We start from the raw sequence: 23423 nt of genomic DNA, 5'->3' as shown, positions 1-23423 counted from the left end.
ATCAATCAATGAAAATAATTTCGATCAATCAACCAGTAAAAATCCACACAAGTTGTTCTTCATAATCTCTTAATGATTAATTTAACACCTCATCAGTGCTAAATAAACGCAAAAAACATTCAACAACTTAACCCTGTAAGCTAAGTTTGTTTGCTGTATCGCGTCGGGATGAGCACAGTATAGGGGTTTTTAAAAAGCTTGCAAGCACTTTTAAGCATCTGTTTTATCGAGTGTTGTTTTTTTATGCACCAAAGTAGAGCATTTTTTAACAATTTTAAGTGTAAACTCATAATTATAAAGCAAAAATATGAATAAAATATTTCTGCTTTATTTTTTCAATTATTTATTTGGAGCAACTTTATAACTTATGTTGATAATTTTAATAGGCTGTTTAGGAACATTTTGATGCATGCCGTAATTTTCTGTTGGCACATTCACAATTTTATCAACCACATCCATTCCTTTTGTTACTTTGCCAAAAACCGCATATCCAGAGTTACCAGCTGACTTATTAAGAAAGTCATTATTTGCAACATTAATAAAGAATTGGCTTGTCGCTGAGTCAGGGTGATTGGTTCTTGCCATTGCAAGTGTGCCACGATCATTCTTCAAACCATTTCCTGATTCATTTTTAATTGCAGCCTGAGTTGACTTTTCAATCATTTTTTCATTCATCCCACCGCCTTGAATCATAAAGCCCGGAATGACACGATGAAAAATAGTGCCATTATAAAAATTACTTTTCACATAGTTTTTAAAGTTTGTAACTGATAATGGTGCTTTATCATCATAGAGTTCGATTTCTATTGTTCCAAAATTTGTTTTTATTTGCATATCTGTATTCGCATAAGTTTGTTGAGCAAGTAGTAATACGCCTAAACTAAGTCCAATTTCCTTAATCATTGCATTGATCCTGAATCATTGATAAAAAAATATTTTAGTGTGCTTTTATAGAATGAAAATGAGTATTCAGTAAAACATCTATTTTTTATTTTTAAAAAAATTTTTACTCACAGTAAAACTTAGGCATGAGCTTTGAGTTGAATACTTTTAGGTCTGCTCATCATTTTTAGCACAAGTCTTCGTTTGCTATAAAAGATGACTTGTGCCCAATTTCAATCTTATTGTTTATCCCAAAACTTACGGAACTCTTTGCTCATTTCGATCAAGTTCTTTTTGGCTTTTCGAGAGACAGGTGTCAAATTAATAAAGCCATGCGTCTGGTCTTCATACTCATGATAATTCACTTTAACGCCTGCTTGACGTAATTTGTAAGCGTATATTTTCCCTTCGTCATGTAAAATATCATGACCTGCTGTAATTAAAAATGTAGGTGCTATTTTTTTCAACTGACCATAAGTCGGTGAAATTATTGCGTCATCTAAATGAATATTAAATTTTGTCACATAATAATCTGTCACATAATCTACGTCTGAACCCGTTAAAACTAAACCATCTTTATATGCAAAGAATGAAGGATGTCGACTCTTAAAATCCACTACAGGATAAATTAAAAATTGAGCTTGAGGTGCATAAGAGGTATTTACAGTTCTTTGTGCAATCACTGTGCTTATATTTCCTCCAGCACTATCTCCTGCAACTGCAATTCTATTTTTTAAAATTTTAAATTGGCGACGATTTTGATAGACCCAAGCTAAAGCATCTTCACAAGACTGAATAAGTTCACGTGGTCCAACTTCGGGCGCAAGGGGATATTCAACACTTAATACTTGTGCTTTTGCATAAGTTGCAATGAGTCGACAAACTTCATCATGGGTATCAACACTTCCAACAACAAAACCACCACCATGATAAAACACAATCATAGGTAATTTTTTACTTGGTGCAGGATGGTAATGACGCGCATAAATACTGCCACTTTGTAATGGTAAACGAATATCCTCAACAGATTGTACATAGGTTGGTTTGTTGATGATGGACTGCATTTGTACTTCGAATTGTTTACGCGAATATTCTACATTTGCACCAATAAAACCCATTTTTCCCTGTTTGAATTGGGCAGCCATCATGCATTTAGTAAAGCTGTCTAATTGTGGATACTGATAAGGATAGCCTAATAGTTTGACCAGTGATTCTTGTGCAAATTTAGGTAAACGATCCAAAGAACGAGCTGCAGGACCTTGTGCCTTTTCTATTAATTCTTGGATGTTTTTGTTAAAAGCGACCATAGTTCGTCCTTCTGCTTACTTGATTCTTCATATTTTCTACACGATCAGGCTTTAGCTGACTATATTCGTATAGAAGTCTAGCAATCTATATACAAATATAAAACTTAGATACGCTAATCTGACCTGATAGGACTTGTCATTAGCTTTTTAGCTTTAAATCTAACTTTTTTATGCTATTCATTATTCCATTAAGGAGGTCATTATGGCGATTAAAGCAATTATTATGTCTTTAGCTACCGCTTTATTGGCTGTGGGTTGTGTTGCTTTTCCTGAAGATGGCTCATATCGCCAAGGCGGCTATCAATATGGCGCTTATGATCGTGATCGTGGCTATGATCATAACTCAGATCGTAATCGCTGGGAACGAGAACGTGCTTATCGTTTACAACAAGCCCGACTTGAGCAAGAGCGTCAACGCCGTTATGACTGGGAACGCAGAGAAAGACAAGAGCGTTCTGAACGAGTACGTCGACAAAGAGCAGATTATCGTATTCAACAGCTTCCTCAACATACATGGGATCATCGTCAGCAACAAAAACCTGTGATTCCAAATCGTGCCGAAAATAATAAGAAAGATCAGCAGTGGGATCGTCGTGAACAACGTCGGGACAATGATCGTAAACGAGATCGTCGTGGGCAAAACAACCAAGACAGAGACTAATTTTCATTACAAAATGAGTTCTCCGTTTTTAAACATCAAAAGTAAAATTTAAATCATCTCAATTTTTCGTTGTATATAAAAATAGACAGGAATGGCATCCGATTTCCCTGTCTATTTTTGTATTTAAACCTTGTTATTGTGCTGCTGGTTGTTCAACAACATCTGTTTCAGGATTCACTTGTACAGGCTCTGCTTGTTGCAGTGTTGGATCGGATTGTACAGCGACACCTGTTTGTGAAGAATGATCTAGGGTTGAAGCTTGTGCAGAGTTTTCTTCAACTTGAGAACTTTGCTGAGTTGCAGCCGTCTCTGGTGTGCTCGTAGATTCAGTGGATGTACATCCAACAGCAGCGAAAGATACACCAGTTAATAATAGTGAAATTAAACCTAACTTTTTCATTAAAAAATACTTCCTTTTTAAACATTATAAACTTCACAAAGCGACGTCTTCTTTGTGTTAGCTATCATTCCTGATATTTTTCTGTACTGCGTGTGCTCTTGGTTAGACTTTTAAGCCAATCAGGTAACCACGTGTTGCGGTTTTATTAACAACTCAAACACAGCAAAAACCTGACACAAATTTAAATCAAATATTTGATTTAATTTATAAATTTAAAATTTTATCTCAATTTAAAATGATAGTTTTTTCATTTTTGAGTTATATATTGCAATATAAAACAAGATTAGTTTTACATTGTAAGTTGTCATTTTAGACAAAAAAAAGCTTACCCAATGAGTTTGGATAAGCTACGAAAAGGAATTTTAACAATTAAAAAGAAACTACAGCATGATAATCTGATCAAAAATCATACACAACTATTCACTCAATTAAAAATACATATTTCCTATAAGGTGATACATTTTTACGATTAATCTATTTCTATAACTTTCATGTACATTTGATAGCGATAAAACAATCATCAACACATAAAACCTCACCAACACAAGCAAAATAGTGTATTTAGCTAGAAGGAAATAGAAATATTATCTATAGAGGACTTGAATTTTATTGGCTTGCCCATACCTTTTAACTATTCATGAATTAAACAATCATGGCAGTTCAGTATTAACGCAGTTAGCGCTGACGCCAAAAAGGACTGTACATGTTTAAGAACCCATTTAAACGGAGTAAATCAATGGCGACTGAGCAAAACCAAGACGCTCAAGATCTTCAACAAGAGCAAGCAGAACAGCAAACTCAAGCTGAAAATGAGCAAGCTGAAGTTGCGGTTGAAGATTTACAAGCACAAATCACAAATTTAGAAGAAAGTTTAAAGCTCGAAAAAGCACGTACTGCCAACGCAGTTTATGAAGCTCAAAAAAGCGTAGAACGTATTCAACGTGAATCTGAAAAGCATAAAGAGACTGTGCTAGAAAAATTTGCAAAAGAGTTATTAGAGTCTGTTGATAACCTTGAACGTGCAATTCAAGCTGCTGGTGAAGAAAATGCAATTGTTGAAGGGGTAAAACTTACTCTGAAATCATTGCTCACTACACTTGAGAAGTTTGGTGTTGTCGAAGCTGATACAGCAAACGGCTTTAATGCAGACTTCCATCAAGCTGTAGGTATTGATCCAAATGCCAAAGCCAATGAAATTGGTGTAGTGCTACAAAAAGGTTATACCTTAAATGGTCGTTTGCTCCGCCCTGCAATGGTTATGGTCGGTCAATAAATCTAAAAAATTCGAGAGTTTTTTAAATTTTTTCTAAAAATGAACTTGAAAATTTTTGAATGGCTCTCATATCGGATAACAAGCGAAAACATTGTAAAAAAATTTAGAGGAACACATTAATGGCTAAAATTATCGGTATTGACTTAGGTACTACAAACTCATGTGTTGCTGTACTTGAAGGCGATAAAGTTAAAGTAATTGAAAATGCTGAAGGCACACGTACAACACCTTCAATCGTTGCTTATAAAGATGGCGAAACTTTAGTAGGTCAATCTGCTAAGCGTCAAGCAGTAACGAATCCTAAAAATACATTATATGCAATCAAACGTTTAATCGGTCGTAAATACCAAGATCAAGCAGTACAAAAAGACATCGGTCTTGTACCATACAAAATTGTTAAAGCAGACAATGGCGATGCTTGGGTTGAAGTAAACGACAAGAAACTTGCACCACAACAAGTTTCAGCTGAAATCTTGAAAAAGATGAAAAAAACTGCTGAAGACTATCTTGGTGAAACAGTAACAGAAGCTGTGATTACAGTTCCTGCGTACTTCAACGATGCACAACGTCAAGCAACGAAAGATGCAGGTAAAATTGCAGGCTTAGAAGTTAAACGTATCATCAACGAACCAACTGCTGCGGCACTTGCGTTTGGTATGGACAAAAAAGAAGGCGACCGTAAAGTTGCTGTATATGACCTTGGTGGTGGTACTTTTGACGTATCAATCATTGAAATTGCTGACTTAGATGGCGACCAACAAATCGAAGTATTGTCTACAAATGGTGATACATTCCTTGGTGGTGAAGACTTTGATAATGCATTGATCGACTATTTAGTTGAAGAGTTCAAAAAAGAACAAAACTTCAACTTGAAACAAGATCCACTTGCACTTCAACGTTTAAAAGAAGCAGCTGAAAAAGCAAAAATTGAGCTTTCTTCATCGAACTCAACTGAAATTAACCTTCCATACATCACGGCTGATGCAACAGGTCCTAAACACTTAGTGATCAATGTTACACGTGCAAAACTTGAAGGTTTGGTTGCCGACTTGGTTGCGCGTACCATTGAGCCTTGTAAAATTGCGCTTAAAGATGCTGGTCTTTCGACTTCTGACATCTCTGACGTAATTTTAGTGGGTGGTCAGTCTCGTATGCCACTTGTTCAACAACAAGTACAAGACTTCTTTGGTAAAGAGCCACGTAAAGACGTAAACCCTGATGAAGCTGTAGCAATTGGTGCTGCGATTCAAGGTGCTGTATTGTCTGGTGATAAAACTGACGTACTTTTACTTGACGTTACACCATTGACGCTTGGTATTGAAACAATGGGCGGCGTGTTAACTGCAATCATTGAGAAAAACACCACGATTCCTGCGAAGAAATCTCAAGTATTCTCAACTGCTGCGGACAACCAGCCTGCTGTAGACATTTCAGTGTTCCAAGGTGAACGTAAAATGGCTCAACAAAACAAATTGTTGGGTAACTTCCAATTAGGCGATATTCCACCTGCGCCACGTGGTGTGCCACAAATTGAAGTATCGTTCGATATCAATGCTGATGGTATCTTGAAAGTATCTGCAAAAGACAAGAGCACTGGTAAAGAACAGTCAATTCAGATTAAAGCAAACTCTGGTTTGAGCGATGCTGAAATCGAAGCGATGATCAAAGATGCTGAAGCGAATGCTGAAGAAGATCGTAAGTTCGAAGAGCTTGCAAAAGCACGTAACGAAGCTGATGCCTTAGTTTCATCTTCACAAAAAGCAGTGAAAGATTTGGGTGACCAAGTGACTGCTGATGAGAAATCTGCGATTGAAACTGCTGTTTCTGAGCTAGAAGCTGTTGCAAAAGAAAACGATCTTGATGATATCAAAGCAAAAACTGAAGCGCTTCAAAACATCATTATGCCGATCACGCAACGTGCGTATGAAGCTGCTCAAGATCAAGGCGGAGCTCAAGGTTTCGATCCTAACCAATTTGGTGGTGATGCTGGTCAACAACAGCAGAAAGCAGACGATGGCGTTGTAGATGCTGAGTTCACTGAAGTTAAAGATGACAAAAAATAATTTGTCGCTTTAGCACAAAAGCCGTTCAAATCATTGAACGGCTTTTTTATTGGGTTTATACTCAAAAAAATATTAAAAGAAATTTAAAAAAATGAACAATAAATTAAAATACGACATGTATATAAACGGTTTATTTAAAGTTATTTTGATAATTTTACTCATTCAATTACTTTTTTTCTTTGAAATAACATCACATTTCATTCAACCTTATTTTTCAATTCATGAAGATTTAATCTTCATTTTATTTAATCTACTATGGTTATTTCTGGCAATTGATTATAAATAAAAGCACAAATAATTTTGCATTTATTATCATAAAAATGATTTAAAGCAATAAATGATTCAGTAGTTTTTTTATGCTGTAATTTATTCTATATTGATCAAGATCATAAAATGAGAATGACAAGAATGCAAAAATCACCTGTTATCACTGTACCTATATTTTACAGCCTCATTGCTGCACAGTTTATTTTACCGATTATTGCAGTTTTGATTGATGTACTCAATCCACAACCTGAACTGGCATTACTGGATAAAATTCTCATCATTGAGCCTCAAAACTTAGAATTTTTTATTATCTGTGCTGCATTTATTTTAGTTTGTATTATTACATTTGGCTTATTTTTGCGTAAGCATTGGGCTAGAAAAGCCTATTTATATACTTTTTTTCCTGCTTTTTTGTTGTATTTTTTACCTTCTATGCATTGGATTTACATGAGCAGTTTTGCTGCTATTTTTAATGATTTAGCTTTTGTTTGTTCAGGAATTTTACTTACCATATTAGCGACACCAATATTATATGAGCCATTATTTAAAGAATAATGACTCATTTTGACTCATCATATATTTTTCTGGTAGGGCTTGTGAATTTTTAAATTTCAGCTAAATTATTTATATTCCAACTCTTATATATAAAAAAATGCGCTTTTGGTTAATTATTTTCGTTATTCTTTTTACCAGTTATTTTGCAATACAACGTCATTTACATCCTCAACTGAATCATAATTCTATAATTGACCGAATTTCACACCCCTTAGACCATCGTTTGCGTTATCGAATTGGTGAAATTGACCCACGCTTTAACATCAGTCATGAACAAGTCAAACTTTTAGCACAACAAGCGACTGAAATTTGGCATTTAGGTACAATGAAAAACTTATTTGTTTATGATCCTAATGCAAAATTAGCGATTCATTTGATTTATGATGAGCGACAAGTAGAATCTTCCGCTCGCAATCAAGCACTGAATATTTTAGAAAATACCCAACAAGATCAAAATATTAAAAGAGAAAAAATTGAAAAGATACGTGCAGAATTAGACAAATCTAATCGAGAGATAGACATATATAAAGTAAATTATGAAACTAAAATGAGTCAATATAACCAATTTGTCAGTCGTATTTATCAATCCAATCAAGGCGTAACGCCATCTATACATGCACAATTGGAACAACTCAAAAATCAATTACAAGCTGATCGAGTGAATCTAAACCAAAAACTTGCTTTACATAATCAAAAAGTAAATCAACTTAACCAACAAGTAGATGCATTAAACTCAAATACTCAACAATTCAATCAATCTGTAGATCAATTTAATGCACGTTTTCAACCACGCCAATTTGATAAAGGCACATTCAGTGGTCAGAGTATTAATATTTATGAATTTCAATCTGATGCTGATTTAAGAGTCACTCTTGCTCATGAGTTTGGACATGCTTTAGGATTGCTACATAACTCCGATCCCAAAGCTTTAATGTATCCTGTGATGAAAGAGCAAGATTTACAAAATTTCCGTTTAACTTCTTCAGATTTAGCGATGTTAAATTCAAGATAAAAAGATTTTTTTATAAAATATTATGCTAATTTTAAATCCATATTTTTAATCAGTATTAATTTTATTTTTTAAAAATCATGCTATGGTAATCATTAGATATTTAAAGGAGATACCTGTGAGCTATTATCATATTATTCTAGAAGTAAATGATCATATCAGCACGATTGAACAGACTCGTGATATCGAAATTTTTGATATTACTGAACTTCAACCGTATCTCCATTCTATTTTATTACCCTATTTTAACGAGCAACTTATTGAACTTGAAGATGAAAATATCGAGTTCAACGACATTCTACACTTAGAAATTAAACAGACTTTGCTTCCAATTGAACATCTTATTGAAGAAGAACAAAAACAACTGCCAAGTGATACTGATGTCACGATTAGCGCTTATGAAATTTTCAATGATCGTGATCATACCCAAGATGTCACTGCTGTTATTTTAGATTTATTAGAGGCGGTTAAATTGGATTCTTCACCGATTGAGTAATGATGATTTATCGATATGATTTATTTATAAAAAGGTCTGTTTATACAGACCTTTTTTGATGTTAAAAATATGAATTATGAATTATTGCATCATACCTTTTGCTGCTTCATTTCTAAATGCTTTTAAAATTTGCTGTCCTGCTCGCCCAGTCGGATTTAGTCCTAATTTGCTTTGTTCCTGTTGAATCGCTTGGCGCGTTTTATCACCAATCAACCCATCAGCATCACCAATTGCATAACCTTTTTTCAACAAAAAGTTTTGGATTTCACGACGTTCCGCACGAGATGTTCCTGCATCATTTGTTGGCCATGCTGTTTGGAAAGTTCCCTTACCTTGTAAACGATCTGACAAGTGTGCAATCGCTAAAGCATAACTTTCAGCCGCGTTATAACTATAAATCGCATCAAAGTTTTTAAACACTAAAAATGCTGGACCATTTTCACCTGCTGGCATCATCAACCCTGCTTGTGAACTTCCTGAAAGATTGCCTTGAATAATTGGCGTACCATCCACTCGAGTAAAACCACGATTTACCCATGAATTGAGGGATTTTTTATTGCGACGACTTTCACCACCCACCGAAGCACTGTCTGGAATTTTGACTTCAAATCCCCAAGGCATACCTGTTTGCCAACCACGCTTTTTAAGAAAATTTGCAGTCGAAGCCAAAGCATCTGATGTACTGGAGACAAGATCACGACGACCATCGCCATCAAAATCTACAGCCAATTCTTCATAAGTTGACGGCATAAATTGAGTATGACCAAATGCACCCGCCCATGATCCTTTGAGTTGCTCTTCACGTAAATCACCACGTTGTAAAATTCTCATCGTTGCAAAAAATTCGCCTCGGAAATAGCTTTGACGACGACCTTCGCAACTTAAAGTACCTAAAGCTTGCAATAATGGATATTTACCTGAAATATTACCAAAATTACTTTCTACTCCCCAAACAGCAACCACTGTTTCTGCGGGTACACCATAAGCTGCTGCAACACGATTTAATACATCACGATGCTGTGCCAACATTTGGCGCCCTTGTTGCACACGCTCATCATCGACCAAACCAGATAAATAATCCCAAATTGGTGTTGAAAACTCAGGTTGATAATCTAATTTACTCAGAACAGAATAATCAGGTGTTAAATTTTGAGTATAGCGGTCATACGTTGAACCACTCACACCTGATGCTATTGCACTTGAGCGCAAATTTGCCAAACAACCCTGAAAATCACGTTGTGGTGTAAATGTTGAATTAGAAATTGTAGGTGTTGTTGAACTGACTGAAGATACAGGCTGACCATTAATCACAAGATCAGCATGTACATGCGTCATTGCTAATAAAGCAGTACCACATAAAAAATAAAAGCCACGCATACTATTCACAATATCATTGTCATTAAAATTATGTGTATAACATAACATTCTGTGGATAAATTTGTAGCAACAAAACGTAAATTTTAAATTCATTTTTCAATCAATTTAACTTTGCACAGAAAATTTAAATTTAAAAATTTTATCCACAAAATATATTTGAATTTAAATCACTTTAAATTCAAATAAAAGAAATCGTTAAATTTACAATAAAATATTAAATCACTGTTTTTATTGTATTTTAGAATTTTATATTTTAAAAAATGTATGGAAAAATTTAAATTCATAATACTTTTAAATTCATTTTTCTCGGTTTAAATTTAAAACTATTTTTTAAATTTAAACTTGTCGATATTTCCAAAGACCAATTTTATCCACAAGGAAATCTAAAAATAAAAGGGTGCATCATACAGAAATGAAAAAAATAAAAAAGCGGTCAATTTGATGACCGCTTTTTTAATATCCAATTTTGGACTTAAATATTTATATCTTCACTTAATGCCAGTGGATTTGGCAAAATCTTCGCTAACTGACGGCATAAAGTCGTCAATTCAGCACTGTCATTTGGCATTAAAGTGATGTGACCAATCTTACGACCTTCACGTTCAGTTTTGTTATAAAGGTGCAAATGTGCACCATTTAACGCTAAAACATCTTCAGATTTTGGATGCTGACCAATAATATTGATCATAACCGTTGGACGCACAATCTCAGTTGAACCTAAAGGTAAGCCAGCTACTGCACGGATGTGATTTTCAAACTGTGAACAGATTGCGCCTTCTATCGACCAATGCCCAGAGTTATGCACACGTGGTGCCATCTCATTGGCATATAACCCTTTTTCAGTCACAAACAACTCAAGTGTGAGTACACCAACATAATTAAGATGATTTAATAAACGAGTGATGTAGTCTTGTGCCACAGGTTGTAAATCTGCGCTGTTCGGTGCAGGTACAATCGAGTGTGACAAAATACCATTGTGGTGATGATTTTCAGCCAAAGCCCAAGTTTTCACATCACCATTTTGACCCCGTACCGCAATGATCGACACTTCACGTGAGAAAGTCACAAAACTTTCTGCAATAAGTTCACCCGCAGGACCTAGCTCTGCCCAAGCCTGATCAATTTGATCTGCTGAACGCAAAACAAACTGACCCTTACCATCATAACCACCACGAGAGGTTTTGAGCACAATCGGTAAACCCAGTTCGGCTACTGCTGATTGCAAACTTTCCAATGAGGTTACTGCTTTATACGGCGCAACTGGAATATCCAATTCATCAAACAAAGCTTTTTCTGACAAACGATGTTGTGCGATCGCTAAGGCTTGACGTGGTGGATGTAAATCTTTTTGCTTGGTCAATACATCAACATCAATCAATGGTGTATTTTCAAACTCAAGACTAAATACATCTGCACTGGCAATAAAGTCTTGTAAACCATTTTCAGCTTTAGTCGAAAAAACTTGACCCAATGCCGCAGAAGGGCAATCAGTACTTGCTTCAAAGAAGGTACATTGAATATTGAGGGGTAGTGCAGCTTGCGCCATCATACGCCCCAATTGACCACCACCAAAAATACCGATGGTTTTATCCATAATGGTTGTCCCGTTTTACGCTTGACCTGGAATATTTTTGCTTGCAACTTTATCGGTTTGCGTTGCACGGAAATCTGCAACATTTTTTGCAATTTCAGGGCGTGTTAAACCTAAAATCTGTGCTGCCATAATCGCTGCATTGGTTGCTCCCGCAGGACCAATTGCCAATGTACCCACAGCAATTCCCGCAGGCATTTGTACGATTGAAAGTAATGAATCTACACCATTTAAGATAGAAGATTTTACAGGTACGCCCAATACAGGAAGATCAGTTTTTGCTGCACACATGCCAGGTAAATGCGCCGCACCACCTGCACCTGCAATAATCACTTGAATACCGCGTTCACGAGCGGTTTCAGCATATTCAAACAAGCGATCTGGGGTACGATGAGCAGAAACAACTTCGGCTTCAAAAGGGACACCAAGCTGTTTGAGCATATTGGCAGTGTTTTCGAGAGTTGCCCAGTCTGATTGAGAACCCATGATAATTCCAACTAGAGGAGCGTCTTGTACAGCGGCCGCATTCATTGCAAATATTCCGTGACGAATGTAAGGAAGGATAAATCTTGGCGAATACCAAGCTTTAAATGAATTAGAAGCTCGCTATTATAGACTGATTTTTCAGCTCAATAAAATTTAAGCGATCATATCCGTCATTATTTTCAGTATTTTTTTGGAAAATAATTGGCTTTTTAGCTTTATTGACTTCTAAAGACAAAATATACACAGCCCATTAAGCATAAACCTGCCCACACATAATCTAGCTTAAAGGGTTGTTTAAAGAGAAAAATCATAAAAGGAACAAAAACTAAGAGTGTGACTACCTCTTGAGTAATTTTCATTTGCCCAATTGCCCAGCCTTGTTGTGCTAAAAGTTTAGTCGCAGGAATCATTAGACTATATTCAAACAGGGCAATCACCCAACTGAATAAAATTGCCTGCCAAAGCGGCGCATCATGCGGTAAAAATTTTAAATGCCCATACCATGCAAGCGTCATAAAACAGTTAGCAAGAATCAACAATAAAAGAGGAATATACATAAAAGTACAGCCTAAAAATTTGGTGATATTTTTATATAAATTATCTAAAATTAGCCAGACAAAAATATAAATTAAAACTGAGAATTAAATGACCAATATCTTGCAAATGATCATTCATTTTTTTAAGCGCTTATTTGGTTCACGCCAATCTACCGTATCGAATGAAGAATTACCCGAAATTAATCTAGCATTTGCTGATTTGGCAAATATGCTTACTCATGAAAAAAATAATCCTGTTCCAAATTTAGAATTCTTTCATTCATTGAATATGGATTATTCCTTAGGAAGTCTTCAACATATTGATGAGTATTTACTTTCAATTCGTGAAGATGATCTTGAGACTGAGAATAAAATTATTCCTATTGTACTCAGAACAGCGGCGTATGTTGGAGAATCCATTCGTAAAAATGATCAGTCAAAAAAATGGTATTGGATCGATTTTGAAACTGCAAAACAGCAAAAGCCTGATTTTTTGAATGGTATTGACCATTCTCTTGAATATGCAGCAATTTTAACTGATGGAAATATGATGTCCTTTCCATTAAACAAAGTCTTGAAATTTCTAAAAAATGGTGAAGAAGACAGTTTATATAGTTTTGCCTATTTCATCTTAAATTATGACGAGTCAAAAGTTGAAAATCAGGTTTGATTTGAATTCACTTTATTGACACAAGAAAAACTATCTTTTCCCTTAAACCCTTGCTATCGTTGCTTTCAAATCGAATCAACCTTTTAAGTTAAATTTATAATGACAACAGCACAACAACAAAGTGATGTGTCTATAAAAGCAGTGGAGTAAGAACGAATGCATCTGCATATTTTGGGTATTTGTGGCACTTTTATGGGTTCATTGGCACTGTTGGCACGTGACTTGGGACATAAGGTGACAGGTTCAGACGCAAACGTCTATCCACCCATGTCAACCCAACTTGAAAATGCAGGCATCACCTTGATGCAAGGCTATGACCGCAGTCATTTACAACCCCATCCTGACCTTGTGATTGTGGGCAATGCTATGAAGCGTGGTATTGATGCAGTAGAATATATGCTCAACGAAGGTCTACCGTATATCTCAGGTCCACAATTCCTTGCAGATCACGTATTACAAGGTAAGCACGTACTGGGTGTTGCAGGCACACATGGTAAAACCACAACCACAACCATGTTGGCTTGGGTACTTGATCAGGCAGGTTTAAATCCAGGCTTTTTAATTGGTGGTGTTCCTTTAGGTTTTAGTGAAAGCGCACGTTTAGGCGGTGGAAAATACTTCTGTGTAGAAGCGGATGAATACGATTCTGCATTCTTCGATAAACGCTCAAAATTCGTACATTACCATCCCAAAACTGCCATTTTAAATAATCTTGAATTTGACCATGCGGACATTTTTGATGACTTAGCCGCAATTCAAAAACAATTCCATCACTTAGTCCGTACCATTCCAAGTGAAGGTCGTATTATTGCGCCAATCACTGAAACGAATATTAATGAAGTCTTGGAAATGGGCTGTTGGACACCTGTAGTACGTACCTCTTTAGATGCCAATGACGCTGCTGAAGTCTATGCAGAACAATTGTCTGCGGATGGTTCACATTTTAAAGTTCTTCAGCACGGCGTTGTGAAAGGCGAAGTCAAATGGAATATGACAGGGCAACACAGTGTCGCCAATGCTTTGGCAACCATTGTCGCTGCTGAACATGTTGGCGTTTCTATTGAAACGGCGTGTGAAGCGTTGTCTAACTTTGGCGGTGTAAAACGCCGTATGGAACTGCTTGATACAGTGAACGGCATTGAAGTCTATGATGACTTTGCCCATCATCCAACCGCAATTGATACCACGCTTGAAGGCGCACGCAAACGTTTAGGTGAACGTAAACTGTGGGCGATCATTGAACCACGTTCAAATACCATGCGTATGGGTTCACATAAAGATGGTTTGGCGCATTCAGCACGTTTGGCTGATGAAGTGATTTGGTATCAACCTGAAGGTCTGGATTGGGATTTACAACCTGTGATTGATGCCGCAGCAAATAAAGCCGTCATTGCTCGTACTTTGGATGACATCATCAACACTGTAGTTGCTGAAGCAGGTGAGGGTGATGCGGTAGTAATCATGTCCAACGGTGGTTTTGGTGGATTACATCAAAAGCTCATTCATGCTTTGAAAAATAAATAGTATCTATCTAAAAATCGAGTTTTCAATAACACCCTATAAGTTCGCTAGATTTTATAGGGTGTTTTTAAGTATTTTCTTTGATCAAAAATATTTAAAAATAGTTTTGGTATCCTCTATTTTGATATCCCATTGATGATTTTATTGGTTTTTCTATATTGGCTGTTTTCAATAAAATTTTTAAAAACTCATGAATATTTTCAGAATTCAAATGATGAGGTTCAAACTTATTTAGACCAATACTTTTAAAAAAATTGGCAATTTTGGTATTTGAATTTACATATTTCATTGACCACTGCTTAAATGTGATTTCACTAATTTCTTTGATCGCAAATTGTTGTACTTGATGATGTCTTTTATCTTGCTGGATCTTTTGAAATAAAGCTAACACATCCTCAACTTGCCCCTCTAAACACTGAAAAAATGAGCCATCGGCATAGTATAAAACACCAAATATTGAGTTTTCGGCATTAAAATTGCGCGCTGTAACCAAAATATCACTTAAATCAAGTAATAAATCATTTTCTCCTTCCACTCGAACACTGGCATAACATAACTGGATTAACATCTTTCTCTCTTTATTATCATTCATGCAACACCTCAAAATGTTTATTTTTTAAACAAATGTAATTCTTTTCTCACATAAATTATCGTCTTCAATGACTCCCTTTTTCAAGTAAAATCATTGAAAATATTTATTATATTTTAAGTTTTGCCCTTAATGAACTCGATGATTAAGGGCTTTTTTTAAAGTGAGAATAAAAATGATTAAAAATTTAACCATCATCTTTGTGCTCGACATTTTTTATATTGGTATCATTTTATTTTTAAATAAAATTGGCATAAGCACTTTCGCTAATGTCGCAATCATGTCGTTTTTATTAGGTATATGTTGTTATTATCTGTTAAATGGCTGGTTATATAAAATACTCACATTTATCAGTATTTCTATTATTTTCATATTCTTACATGATTTATTTATGCTACAAGTTATGGCGAGTTGTTATTTTTTAGCCATTACATTATTGCAATTTAAATTAAATCGTTTATATAAACTTCATATTCAATAAATAGAGCTCATAAACTGCATATTATTCATCATCACCTTTTTATAAATGAGATAAATAGATTTAAATCTCTAAAAATAAAAAGGTTCACTCTTTAAGCCGCAACATCTATAAAACTTTTTTCACGTCTAAACATCACTTCTACATAGGAACATGTCGGTACAATTTTAAGTTTCTTTTCACGAGCAAAATCAACCAATGTATCGAGCAACTGACGTGCCACACCTTGACCACGTAATGAATCATCTACCCAAGTATGGTTTGCAACAATTGTGTGTTCATCACGCCAAATATAACTAATCTCAGCGATACGTTGATCTTGTTCATTATTTAGAAAAAACTCACCATGATCTGGCTGATGAATATGCTGAAATTGCATCATTTATTCCTATGTTGCTTAAAAAGTTACAGTTGATCTCATATCACTTTAAACGAAGACCAACCGATGAAAACTCAAAAAAATTATGAGAATAAAATATCATGTATTGACTGATCTTTATCAAAAACTGATTTTGCAAATGGGCACAGTGGAATAACGAAAATCTTTTTTTGACGTGCAAATTCAACTAAATTATCCAGCAATTTACGTCCTACACCTTCACCACGTAGTTCATCTTCAACCGTTGTATGATCAATAATAATTTTATCGTTTCCTGCCCATGTATATGTCATTTCAGCCAAATAATGACCTTCTTCACCAATATAAAATTTGCCATTTTTACCATCATCTTTATGCTTGATTTCTAACATTTTATAGCTCTTAAAAAATAATCTATTTCCAACATGCCATAAAATTCAAATCATTTCTGTTTATTTTCTTTATGAATTAAACAACGTCAGTAAAACACTCAAACTGATAATGGATAAAATCGTAGACCATAAAATACTTTGTGAAATGGTTTTAGCATCTGTTTTATAGAGTTCTGCCAACATATAAGGACCTGTTCCTGTAGGCAAAGCACTTAAAATAATGGCGCTATGTGCCCAAGCAGTTGGCAACTTAAATACCACAATTGCAAAAAATGCAGTAATTAAAGGCTGTACGATCAGCTTTGTAACAACCAATGGAATAAAAGAACGAGTTTGTACACTGGTTTGCTTTTTTGCTAAAAATAAGCCTAATGAAATCAAAGCACAAGGAGATGTTGCAATAGCCAGCATATCCAATAAATGCATTAGAGGTGTTGCAATTTGATAACCTGTTGCTGCCCACATAAAACCTAATATCGGAGCAATCACAATAGGATTTTTGAGTAATGCCCAAAAAACATGTGTGATTGTTTGCACAACATTTCCAGTTTTTTGTAAGGCAAACTCAATGAATGTGACCGCAACAGCAAAGACTGCAACCACCACCACTAAAGTTGCAATCATGGCAGGTTTTAAACCAAATTCACCAAAAATCAATACACATAAAGGAATGCCAATATACCCTGTGTTGGCATAGGCAGCACTTAAGCCATCGATACTCGCGACAACCAAATGATGTTTCTGTGCTAAGCGCCAAAATAAAATAGCAAAAAAAACCAGTATGCATCCCAGTACATAGGAGATGACAAAACCAGTATTCCAAACTTCAGAAATATGTGAAGTTGCACAAATTTTAAAAAGTAATGCAGGTAAAAATATCCATACCACCGCTTTATTTAATTCAGAAGCAGCGTGTTCACCTAACTTTCCAGAAGCACGACTTAGATATCCTAAAAAAATAATCAAAAATATAGGCAGTACTATGGAAAAAATTTCTAGCATTGGTTGTATAACTCTTTCATACTTCTTGATTCATCTTATTTAGAATAAAAAGATTTAGCCACAAAATAACGTGAATAATTGATGTTACGCAGCAACTCTAAAATTAAACTTTGGAGCTAGAAAAATGTGGATACGCGAAAACGTCATCCGCAACGTGTTTGAGGCAGGACTACTTTAGATAGAAATGTTTCTGCGATGTATTTATCAATTTGCGGTAGTCGACGAGTTTTGCGGATGACAATGGTTTTGCCTACTTTTGCCGAAACAAAAGTAGGTCGAGCCGAAGGCTAATCCCAAATTTAAACTTTAGATGTAAGACTCCGTCATGTAAATTTAGCTTTTGCTTTTTTCAGCTATTTAATTTAAATCTAATGCGTAACATCAGTGAATAAGACATTATAAATAGCGTGTTTCAATGTGGATCTAATTTCCGACCTAATTTCTACTCTCATAAGTTGATCACGATTTTTAGCTTAACAAGTCGTTTTAATCAGCCTAAAATTTATTCCTAATTTTTCAAAGTTCTGATTATGTCATCATCTCCCCAACACTCATCAATGCAGTCTTCACCCAGTGAGAAACAGCAATGGATTAGTGTCATTAGTCTTGCCTTTGCTGCTTTTATTTTTAATACCACAGAATTTGTTCCCGTTGCTTTACTCAGTGATATTGGTCAAAGCTTTGCTATGCCTGCAACAGATGTCGGTATTATGATTACCTTATATGCGTGGGTTGTTGCTCCAATTTCTCTTCCAATCATGCTATTAACTAAAAATATTGAACGACGTTTTTTATTGATTACATTATTTATTGTATTTGTGATCAGCCATGCCTTGTCCTATTTTGCATGGAGCTTTGATATTTTATTGCTCAGTCGTGTAGGCATTGCTTTTTCACATGCTTTATTTTGGTCAATTACTGCCTCGCTCGCTGTTCGTGTTGCTCCCAAAGGAAAAGAATTTCAAGCGCTTGGGTTGCTCGCAACAGGCACAGCACTGGCGATGATTTTAGGTATTCCTTTTGGACGTATGATTGGGGAAGCTTATGGCTGGCGCAATACTTTTGGTTTAATCGCAATCGGGGCAACATTAGTCTGTCTCATTCTTGCAAAAACCTTACCTCGCTTACCTAGCGTCAACTCAGGTTCACTCAGCAGTTTAAAACTATTTATACAACGTCCAGCATTGATGATGGTTTTTGCATTAACCATTATTGTCATCACTGCACAATTTACTGCTTATAGTTATATCGAACCTTTTGCCTTGAATATTGCAAATTTTAGTTCATCTCAAACCACGAGTTTATTATTAATTTATGGTGCAGCAGGTTTCTTTGGCTCTTATTTATTTGGCAAATTTGCAAAAAAATATCCAAAACTTCCTATTCCCCTGAATAGTGCTATCTTGGCAATTTCAATGTTATTGCTAATCCCGCTTTCTTCAAATTTTACCAGTTTCAGTATTTTGAGCTTATTTTGGGGAATGGCAATTATTTGCTTTAGTTTAGCGCAACAAGCCAAAACTTTAAATTTAGCTTCAGATGCAACCGATGTTGCGATGGCTATTTATTCAGGACTCTATAATGTCGGGATTGGTGGCGGTGCATTATTAGGAGGTATCGTCACAACACATTATGGGCTAAATAATATTGGAATTATTGGTGGTGTTCTTGCTGTGATTGGGACAATTTTGGCAGTGATTTTGGTACAACGTCAGGATTTTAATGTGCATAAAAACTAGACAAAAAGTTTGCACATTTTGCAGAAATATGCGATTCTGTTTACACATTAAGAAATGAAATCTATGTAGTTCATTTCTTTACACAGTTTAGTTTGAACAAGGGGAGTAGCCTCCCAATCAGAATATCGTCATTACGCATTTTTATTTGTCTAAATAAAAAAGCCGGTATCTGAGCGTTATATCTTTAAATAAAGTTATAACGTAGGCAAGACCTTGATCATGTTGATACAGATGTTTAATCATCTGGCAACAGGTCAAGGTCTTTTTTTATGCCTGATTGCCAGATTTGGAGAATTTTTATGGAATCCATCGGCAATCCTTGGCTGTATCTCGCATTCTTTGCCATTGTAGCAATCATGTTACTCATCGACTTTCTTGGCTTTAAACAAAAAGAAGGGCAAGAAGTTAAAATTAAAACCGCAGCGTACTGGAGTATCGCTTGGGTCAGTATCGCTGCTTTATTTGGTGGTGGTTTATGGCTTTATTTACAACAAACAGTTGGTGTAAATATTGCGAATGCAAAAACTATGGAATATTTCGCAGGTTATTTACTCGAAAAATCACTTGCTATTGATAATGTTTTTGTTTGGTTAATGATCTTTGCGGCTTTCGCTATCCCACCTGCATTGCAACGTAAAATCTTACTGTATGGTGTCTTAGGCGCAATCGTATTACGCACTATTTTTATTTTTATTGGTGCTTGGTTCGTTCAAGAGTTTTCTTGGATTCTCTATATCTTTGGTGCATTTCTGGTCTATACAGGTTTTAAATTATTAAAAGGACAAGATGAAGAAGATGCCAATATTGAAGATATGGCAATTTTAAAATGGTTACGCAAACATATGCGCATCACGCCACAACTTGAAGGCACAAAATTCTTTGTCCGTCAAAATGGTCTGTTATGGGCAACACCATTATTCCTTGTTTTAATTTTAGTTGAAGCTTCTGATGTTATTTTTGCAGTTGACTCTATTCCTGCAATCTTTGCTGTTACAACAGATCCATTTATTGTATTAACTGCAAACTTAATGGCAATTTTAGGTTTACGCGCAATGTTCTTTTTATTGGCAGGCGCAGCATCAAAAATGCATTATTTACCGTATGGTTTGGGTATTATTTTAGTCTTTATCGGCTTTAAAATGTTGATGCTCGATGTTTTCCATATGCCAATTTGGATTTCTCTCGGTTTTATTGTCATTGTCTTAAGCATTACAGCTTGGTTATCGATCCGACATAATAAAAAACAAGAGTTAAATACTTAATCTCTGTTGATAAAAGCCTTTCTTAATGGGAAGGCTTTTTTATCTATCTATACTTTATGATACAAGCTTTAAGTTTTTCCATCGCACTAAAAACTGCTTTGAAACTACACGGTGCATAAATACTGCATGACTCACTAAACAGTCATTCCAACGTATTTTTAACTCAAATAGATCAGATAAACCAAATGGTGCAATGACATCAAGTTCATTATCTTTTGTTAAACGAACTGCAATTGCTGTCGCTGTTTCAGGCCATGTCTTTAATGCATCAAGCAATGAAAGATAAGGAGAAATTGTATCTCCTATTTCTGTTTTATACCATGTATGTACAAAAGCTTGATTTACAACATCCCACGTATTTTTAGGAAATTCTTCCATCATTTTTTGATAAATTTGATGACTCATTTCATGTTCTTTTTCATTTGCATCAAAAAAGATCACATCAATTTCACCACTTTCGATGGGGTAATTTTGCTGATGTAAAGCCGACCAAACTAAGTTACGAATAACACCTGCACAAAGATAGGCATCAGCATGAATACTTTGTAAATAACATAAGCGTTGCATCAATGTAGATTCATTGAAAATAATTTCTTTGAGTCTTTCATAAAAATTTTGATCAGCTAAAAGAAACAATGAAGATCGTCCTATGTCATTTAAAAGTTTTTTTTGTTGAAAAGAGTCACTGTACAATCAAGATACATCACCATATTATACAGCGCATAAAAACCTGTTTTAATTTTTATCCTGTTAAAAAGCAAATAGATAAAAATATTGAAAAATGCAAGGCAAATCATGCGTTCAAAAAAAATTAGTTTAGTGGTTGTTCCTTTATTATTAAGTGCTTGTAGCGACAACAAAACGCTCAAACAAGATGTATATGATAATCAATATGACTGTACGCTTGATTGGAATTATCAGCTATGTGACAAAGAGCTCAATCACAATGAATCAGGTGCGGTGTATATACGTTATATTGGTCCACAATATTATGCCAACAATCGTGAAGTAAAATATAAAGGACGTGTCGTTGCTGCATATTCACAAAGAAGCTCAAGACAGCCTTTGGTTTCAAAAGTCGTCAAAAAATTTGCCAAATCTCAACCCATACGCGGTGGTTTTGGTCGCGGAGGTGGCTCATTTGGGGGCTAATGACAACATATTATGAAAAGAAAATTATTTACACCACGACCAAATTGGCAACAAGAACACGAAAATATTGGCTTTGATTATTATAATTTACCCTCTGCAGATGGCTCGATTTATTGGTCTGAAGGGGTTGCGTATGAATTCACGTTAAAACAAATTGAAGCTCTTGAAGATGCATCAAATGAACTGCATCAAATGTGTATCCAAATTGTGGCGGAAATGATTCAAAAGGGCAATTATCCTGAGTATTTTCAAATTCCTCAAAACGCGATTGCACTGATTGAACATTCTTGGCGTCACAATACAGCGATGTTGTACGGGCGTTTTGACTTTGCTTATGATGGTCGCCAAATCAAAATGCTTGAATATAATGCCGACACACCAACAGGTTTACTTGAGGCTTCAGTAGCGCAGTGGCATTGGCTTGAACAAGTTGAAAATATTCCAAATCGTGACCAATTCAATAGCATTCATGAAGATCTGATAAAACGTTGGAAAACTATTTTTCCACCCACTTCACACCTGCATTTTGCAGCGTGCCAAGAAGCGGGGCGTGAAGATTGGGGAAATCTTGAATACTTGATGGATACAGCTTTCCAAGCAGGTTTAAATGTTTCAGAACTATCGATGGAAAATATTGGTTGGGATGGGCAAAATCTCGTCGATTTAAATAATCAACACATTGAAAATTTATTCAAACTTTATCCTTGGGAATGGATTTGGGAAGAAAATTTTGCTCAATATGTCACACCAAATACCACTTGGGTTGAACCTTGTTGGAAAATGTTGCTATCAAATAAAGCCATTTTGGTGGAACTTTGGAAAAAATTTCCTCATCATCCTTTATTACTCGAATCTTATGCATTTAACAAAGATTTAAAACTTCAAGGTAAATGGGTTAAAAAACCTATTTTAGCACGAGAAGGCGCAAATATTCGTGTCGTTCAGGACAATGTCGACCAAGGTGCAGCGTCGGGAAGTTTCTATTTTGATGATTATGATAAATATGGCTACATCGCACAGAAATGGGTAAATACGCCATTATTTGATAAGAAATTACCTACTTTAGGTTTATGGATGGTTGGGCATACGTGTGCAGGTATGTCGATTCGTGAGGATGAGTTTGATATTATTGGCAATGATGCACATTTTGCAGCGCATTATTTTGTGGAGTAAATGCAATTCTGACTCAATATAATGACTACTCTAAAGCATTCCATACACGATAAATCTAATAAAAAACCGATATCAAACTATCGGTTTTTTATTCACTAATGTTACGCAGTAACTCTAAAATTAAACTTTGGAGCTAGAAAAATGTGGATACGCGGAAACGTCATCCGCAACGTGTTTGAGGCAG

24 protein-coding genes are annotated in these 23423 nt (G+C 35.4%); 12 read left to right on the top strand and 12 right to left on the bottom strand.

The window, feature by feature from the left end:
• Nucleotides 1–339 precede the first annotated feature (339 nt).
• Together HX005_RS18705 and HX005_RS18700 are read right to left on the bottom strand one after the other, a co-directional pair.
• Entirely contained in the window at nucleotides 340–903 is a 564-nt protein-coding gene (locus tag HX005_RS18705; RefSeq protein WP_286378501.1) for a peptidylprolyl isomerase, read from the bottom strand.
• 218 nt (nucleotides 904–1121) lie between these two features.
• Entirely contained in the window at nucleotides 1122–2189 is a 1068-nt protein-coding gene (locus HX005_RS18700; protein WP_286378500.1) for an alpha/beta hydrolase, read from the bottom strand.
• 202 nt (nucleotides 2190–2391) lie between these two features.
• On the opposite strand from HX005_RS18700, the gene HX005_RS18695 reads away from it, so the two are divergent.
• Complete coding sequence (locus tag HX005_RS18695) at nucleotides 2392–2850, top strand: hypothetical protein (RefSeq protein WP_286378499.1); 459 nt, start codon at nucleotides 2392–2394, stop codon at nucleotides 2848–2850.
• Between the two features lie 133 nt (nucleotides 2851–2983).
• On the opposite strand, the gene HX005_RS18690 is transcribed toward HX005_RS18695, so the two are convergent.
• Nucleotides 2984–3250: a molybdenum ABC transporter substrate-binding protein gene (locus HX005_RS18690; RefSeq protein WP_107009834.1), complete on the bottom strand. Its 267-nt coding sequence runs from the start codon at nucleotides 3248–3250 to the stop codon at nucleotides 2984–2986.
• 736 nt (nucleotides 3251–3986) lie between these two features.
• On the opposite strand from HX005_RS18690, the gene grpE reads away from it, so the two are divergent.
• The 5 genes from grpE to HX005_RS18665 all read left to right on the top strand — a co-directional run bounded on the left by grpE (nucleotide 3987) and on the right by HX005_RS18665 (nucleotide 8913).
• Nucleotides 3987–4523, top strand: coding sequence for a nucleotide exchange factor GrpE (gene grpE, locus HX005_RS18685; RefSeq protein ID WP_107009835.1), 537 nt, complete (start codon nucleotides 3987–3989; stop codon nucleotides 4521–4523).
• A 119-nt stretch (nucleotides 4524–4642) separates the two neighbouring features.
• Entirely contained in the window at nucleotides 4643–6586 is a 1944-nt protein-coding gene (gene dnaK / locus HX005_RS18680) for a molecular chaperone DnaK (protein WP_286378498.1), read from the top strand.
• Between the two features lie 408 nt (nucleotides 6587–6994).
• Nucleotides 6995–7408 (top strand): hypothetical protein, encoded by a 414-nt coding sequence (locus tag HX005_RS18675; protein ID WP_286378497.1) that lies wholly within the window; start codon nucleotides 6995–6997, stop codon nucleotides 7406–7408.
• Nucleotides 7409–7505: 97 nt separating this feature from the next.
• The gene (locus HX005_RS18670; RefSeq protein ID WP_286378496.1) at nucleotides 7506–8420 is read left to right on the top strand and encodes a matrixin family metalloprotease; all 915 of its coding nucleotides are present in this window, start codon (nucleotides 7506–7508) and stop codon (nucleotides 8418–8420) included.
• Nucleotides 8421–8502: 82 nt separating this feature from the next.
• Nucleotides 8503–8913: a hypothetical protein gene (locus tag HX005_RS18665; protein ID WP_107009839.1), complete on the top strand. Its 411-nt coding sequence runs from the start codon at nucleotides 8503–8505 to the stop codon at nucleotides 8911–8913.
• An 81-nt stretch (nucleotides 8914–8994) separates the two neighbouring features.
• Here HX005_RS18665 and HX005_RS18660 read toward each other — a convergent pair whose 3' ends face one another.
• The 4 genes from HX005_RS18660 to HX005_RS18645 form a co-directional block, all read right to left on the bottom strand.
• Nucleotides 8995–10290, bottom strand: coding sequence for a lytic murein transglycosylase (locus HX005_RS18660; RefSeq protein WP_286378495.1), 1296 nt, complete (start codon nucleotides 10288–10290; stop codon nucleotides 8995–8997).
• A gap of 472 nt (nucleotides 10291–10762) precedes the next feature.
• A complete protein-coding gene (locus HX005_RS18655; RefSeq protein ID WP_286378494.1) occupies nucleotides 10763–11884 on the bottom strand; it encodes a 5-(carboxyamino)imidazole ribonucleotide synthase in 1122 nt (373 codons plus the stop codon).
• 15 nt (nucleotides 11885–11899) lie between these two features.
• Nucleotides 11900–12412: a 5-(carboxyamino)imidazole ribonucleotide mutase gene (purE, locus tag HX005_RS18650; RefSeq protein ID WP_107009842.1), complete on the bottom strand. Its 513-nt coding sequence runs from the start codon at nucleotides 12410–12412 to the stop codon at nucleotides 11900–11902.
• 170 nt (nucleotides 12413–12582) lie between these two features.
• On the bottom strand, nucleotides 12583–12924 hold the full coding sequence (locus HX005_RS18645) for a DMT family protein (protein ID WP_107009843.1): 342 nt from the start codon (nucleotides 12922–12924) through the stop codon (nucleotides 12583–12585).
• A gap of 88 nt (nucleotides 12925–13012) precedes the next feature.
• On the opposite strand from HX005_RS18645, the gene HX005_RS18640 reads away from it, so the two are divergent.
• A complete protein-coding gene (locus tag HX005_RS18640) occupies nucleotides 13013–13573 on the top strand; it encodes a hypothetical protein (protein WP_286378493.1) in 561 nt (186 codons plus the stop codon).
• Between the two features lie 156 nt (nucleotides 13574–13729).
• Nucleotides 13730–15097: a UDP-N-acetylmuramate:L-alanyl-gamma-D-glutamyl-meso-diaminopimelate ligase gene (gene mpl, locus HX005_RS18635; RefSeq protein WP_286378492.1), complete on the top strand. Its 1368-nt coding sequence runs from the start codon at nucleotides 13730–13732 to the stop codon at nucleotides 15095–15097.
• A gap of 91 nt (nucleotides 15098–15188) precedes the next feature.
• On the opposite strand, the gene HX005_RS18630 is transcribed toward mpl, so the two are convergent.
• The 4 genes from HX005_RS18630 to HX005_RS18615 all read right to left on the bottom strand — a co-directional run bounded on the left by HX005_RS18630 (nucleotide 15189) and on the right by HX005_RS18615 (nucleotide 17913).
• Nucleotides 15189–15686 (bottom strand): BLUF domain-containing protein, encoded by a 498-nt coding sequence (locus tag HX005_RS18630; protein WP_286378491.1) that lies wholly within the window; start codon nucleotides 15684–15686, stop codon nucleotides 15189–15191.
• Between the two features lie 569 nt (nucleotides 15687–16255).
• Complete coding sequence (locus HX005_RS18625; RefSeq protein ID WP_286378490.1) at nucleotides 16256–16540, bottom strand: GNAT family N-acetyltransferase; 285 nt, start codon at nucleotides 16538–16540, stop codon at nucleotides 16256–16258.
• Between the two features lie 83 nt (nucleotides 16541–16623).
• Nucleotides 16624–16911 carry a GNAT family N-acetyltransferase gene (locus HX005_RS18620; protein WP_107009848.1) on the bottom strand — a complete coding sequence of 96 codons (288 nt, stop codon included), beginning with the start codon at nucleotides 16909–16911 and terminating at the stop codon, nucleotides 16624–16626.
• Nucleotides 16912–16980: 69 nt separating this feature from the next.
• A complete protein-coding gene (locus tag HX005_RS18615; protein ID WP_107009849.1) occupies nucleotides 16981–17913 on the bottom strand; it encodes an AEC family transporter in 933 nt (310 codons plus the stop codon).
• A 530-nt stretch (nucleotides 17914–18443) separates the two neighbouring features.
• On the opposite strand from HX005_RS18615, the gene HX005_RS18610 reads away from it, so the two are divergent.
• A complete protein-coding gene (locus HX005_RS18610) occupies nucleotides 18444–19652 on the top strand; it encodes a sugar transporter (protein ID WP_286378489.1) in 1209 nt (402 codons plus the stop codon).
• Between the two features lie 299 nt (nucleotides 19653–19951).
• Nucleotides 19952–20914, top strand: coding sequence for a TerC family protein (locus tag HX005_RS18605; protein WP_286378488.1), 963 nt, complete (start codon nucleotides 19952–19954; stop codon nucleotides 20912–20914).
• 54 nt (nucleotides 20915–20968) lie between these two features.
• Here the strand turns inward: HX005_RS18605 and HX005_RS18600 are convergent, their stop codons facing one another.
• Nucleotides 20969–21550: a nucleotidyltransferase family protein gene (locus tag HX005_RS18600; RefSeq protein WP_286378487.1), complete on the bottom strand. Its 582-nt coding sequence runs from the start codon at nucleotides 21548–21550 to the stop codon at nucleotides 20969–20971.
• A gap of 159 nt (nucleotides 21551–21709) precedes the next feature.
• Between HX005_RS18600 and HX005_RS18595 the strand changes: the two genes are divergently transcribed.
• Together HX005_RS18595 and HX005_RS18590 are read left to right on the top strand one after the other, a co-directional pair.
• A complete protein-coding gene (locus HX005_RS18595; protein WP_286378486.1) occupies nucleotides 21710–22066 on the top strand; it encodes a hypothetical protein in 357 nt (118 codons plus the stop codon).
• Between the two features lie 12 nt (nucleotides 22067–22078).
• Entirely contained in the window at nucleotides 22079–23239 is a 1161-nt protein-coding gene (locus HX005_RS18590; protein ID WP_286378485.1) for a glutathionylspermidine synthase family protein, read from the top strand.
• Nucleotides 23240–23423: the final 184 nt, after the last annotated feature.

This window comes from Acinetobacter sp. R933-2 (genome assembly GCF_030325485.1).
Taxonomy (GTDB): domain Bacteria; phylum Pseudomonadota; class Gammaproteobacteria; order Pseudomonadales; family Moraxellaceae; genus Acinetobacter; species Acinetobacter sichuanensis.
This window is presented reverse-complemented; position numbering and strand designations above follow the sequence as displayed.

What these genes read in the sequence shown, in the direction of transcription:
- HX005_RS18705 (WP_286378501.1), bottom strand. Translation starts at nt 903, where the DNA reads ATGATTAAGGAAATTGGACTTAGTTTAGGCGTATTACTACTTGCTCAA.
- HX005_RS18700 (WP_286378500.1), bottom strand. Translation starts at nt 2,189, where the DNA reads ATGGTCGCTTTTAACAAAAACATCCAAGAATTAATAGAAAAGGCACAA.
- HX005_RS18695 (WP_286378499.1), top strand. Translation starts at nt 2,392, where the DNA reads ATGGCGATTAAAGCAATTATTATGTCTTTAGCTACCGCTTTATTGGCT.
- HX005_RS18690 (WP_107009834.1), bottom strand. Translation starts at nt 3,250, where the DNA reads ATGAAAAAGTTAGGTTTAATTTCACTATTATTAACTGGTGTATCTTTC.
- grpE (WP_107009835.1), top strand. Translation starts at nt 3,987, where the DNA reads ATGGCGACTGAGCAAAACCAAGACGCTCAAGATCTTCAACAAGAGCAA.
- dnaK (WP_286378498.1), top strand. Translation starts at nt 4,643, where the DNA reads ATGGCTAAAATTATCGGTATTGACTTAGGTACTACAAACTCATGTGTT.
- HX005_RS18675 (WP_286378497.1), top strand. Translation starts at nt 6,995, where the DNA reads ATGCAAAAATCACCTGTTATCACTGTACCTATATTTTACAGCCTCATT.
- HX005_RS18670 (WP_286378496.1), top strand. Translation starts at nt 7,506, where the DNA reads ATGCGCTTTTGGTTAATTATTTTCGTTATTCTTTTTACCAGTTATTTT.
- HX005_RS18665 (WP_107009839.1), top strand. Translation starts at nt 8,503, where the DNA reads ATGGTAATCATTAGATATTTAAAGGAGATACCTGTGAGCTATTATCAT.
- HX005_RS18660 (WP_286378495.1), bottom strand. Translation starts at nt 10,290, where the DNA reads ATGCGTGGCTTTTATTTTTTATGTGGTACTGCTTTATTAGCAATGACG.
- HX005_RS18655 (WP_286378494.1), bottom strand. Translation starts at nt 11,884, where the DNA reads ATGGATAAAACCATCGGTATTTTTGGTGGTGGTCAATTGGGGCGTATG.
- purE (WP_107009842.1), bottom strand. Translation starts at nt 12,412, where the DNA reads ATGAATGCGGCCGCTGTACAAGACGCTCCTCTAGTTGGAATTATCATG.
- HX005_RS18645 (WP_107009843.1), bottom strand. Translation starts at nt 12,924, where the DNA reads ATGTATATTCCTCTTTTATTGTTGATTCTTGCTAACTGTTTTATGACG.
- HX005_RS18640 (WP_286378493.1), top strand. Translation starts at nt 13,013, where the DNA reads ATGACCAATATCTTGCAAATGATCATTCATTTTTTTAAGCGCTTATTT.
- mpl (WP_286378492.1), top strand. Translation starts at nt 13,730, where the DNA reads ATGCATCTGCATATTTTGGGTATTTGTGGCACTTTTATGGGTTCATTG.
- HX005_RS18630 (WP_286378491.1), bottom strand. Translation starts at nt 15,686, where the DNA reads ATGAATGATAATAAAGAGAGAAAGATGTTAATCCAGTTATGTTATGCC.
- HX005_RS18625 (WP_286378490.1), bottom strand. Translation starts at nt 16,540, where the DNA reads ATGCAATTTCAGCATATTCATCAGCCAGATCATGGTGAGTTTTTTCTA.
- HX005_RS18620 (WP_107009848.1), bottom strand. Translation starts at nt 16,911, where the DNA reads ATGTTAGAAATCAAGCATAAAGATGATGGTAAAAATGGCAAATTTTAT.
- HX005_RS18615 (WP_107009849.1), bottom strand. Translation starts at nt 17,913, where the DNA reads ATGCTAGAAATTTTTTCCATAGTACTGCCTATATTTTTGATTATTTTT.
- HX005_RS18610 (WP_286378489.1), top strand. Translation starts at nt 18,444, where the DNA reads ATGTCATCATCTCCCCAACACTCATCAATGCAGTCTTCACCCAGTGAG.
- HX005_RS18605 (WP_286378488.1), top strand. Translation starts at nt 19,952, where the DNA reads ATGGAATCCATCGGCAATCCTTGGCTGTATCTCGCATTCTTTGCCATT.
- HX005_RS18595 (WP_286378486.1), top strand. Translation starts at nt 21,710, where the DNA reads ATGCGTTCAAAAAAAATTAGTTTAGTGGTTGTTCCTTTATTATTAAGT.
- HX005_RS18590 (WP_286378485.1), top strand. Translation starts at nt 22,079, where the DNA reads ATGAAAAGAAAATTATTTACACCACGACCAAATTGGCAACAAGAACAC.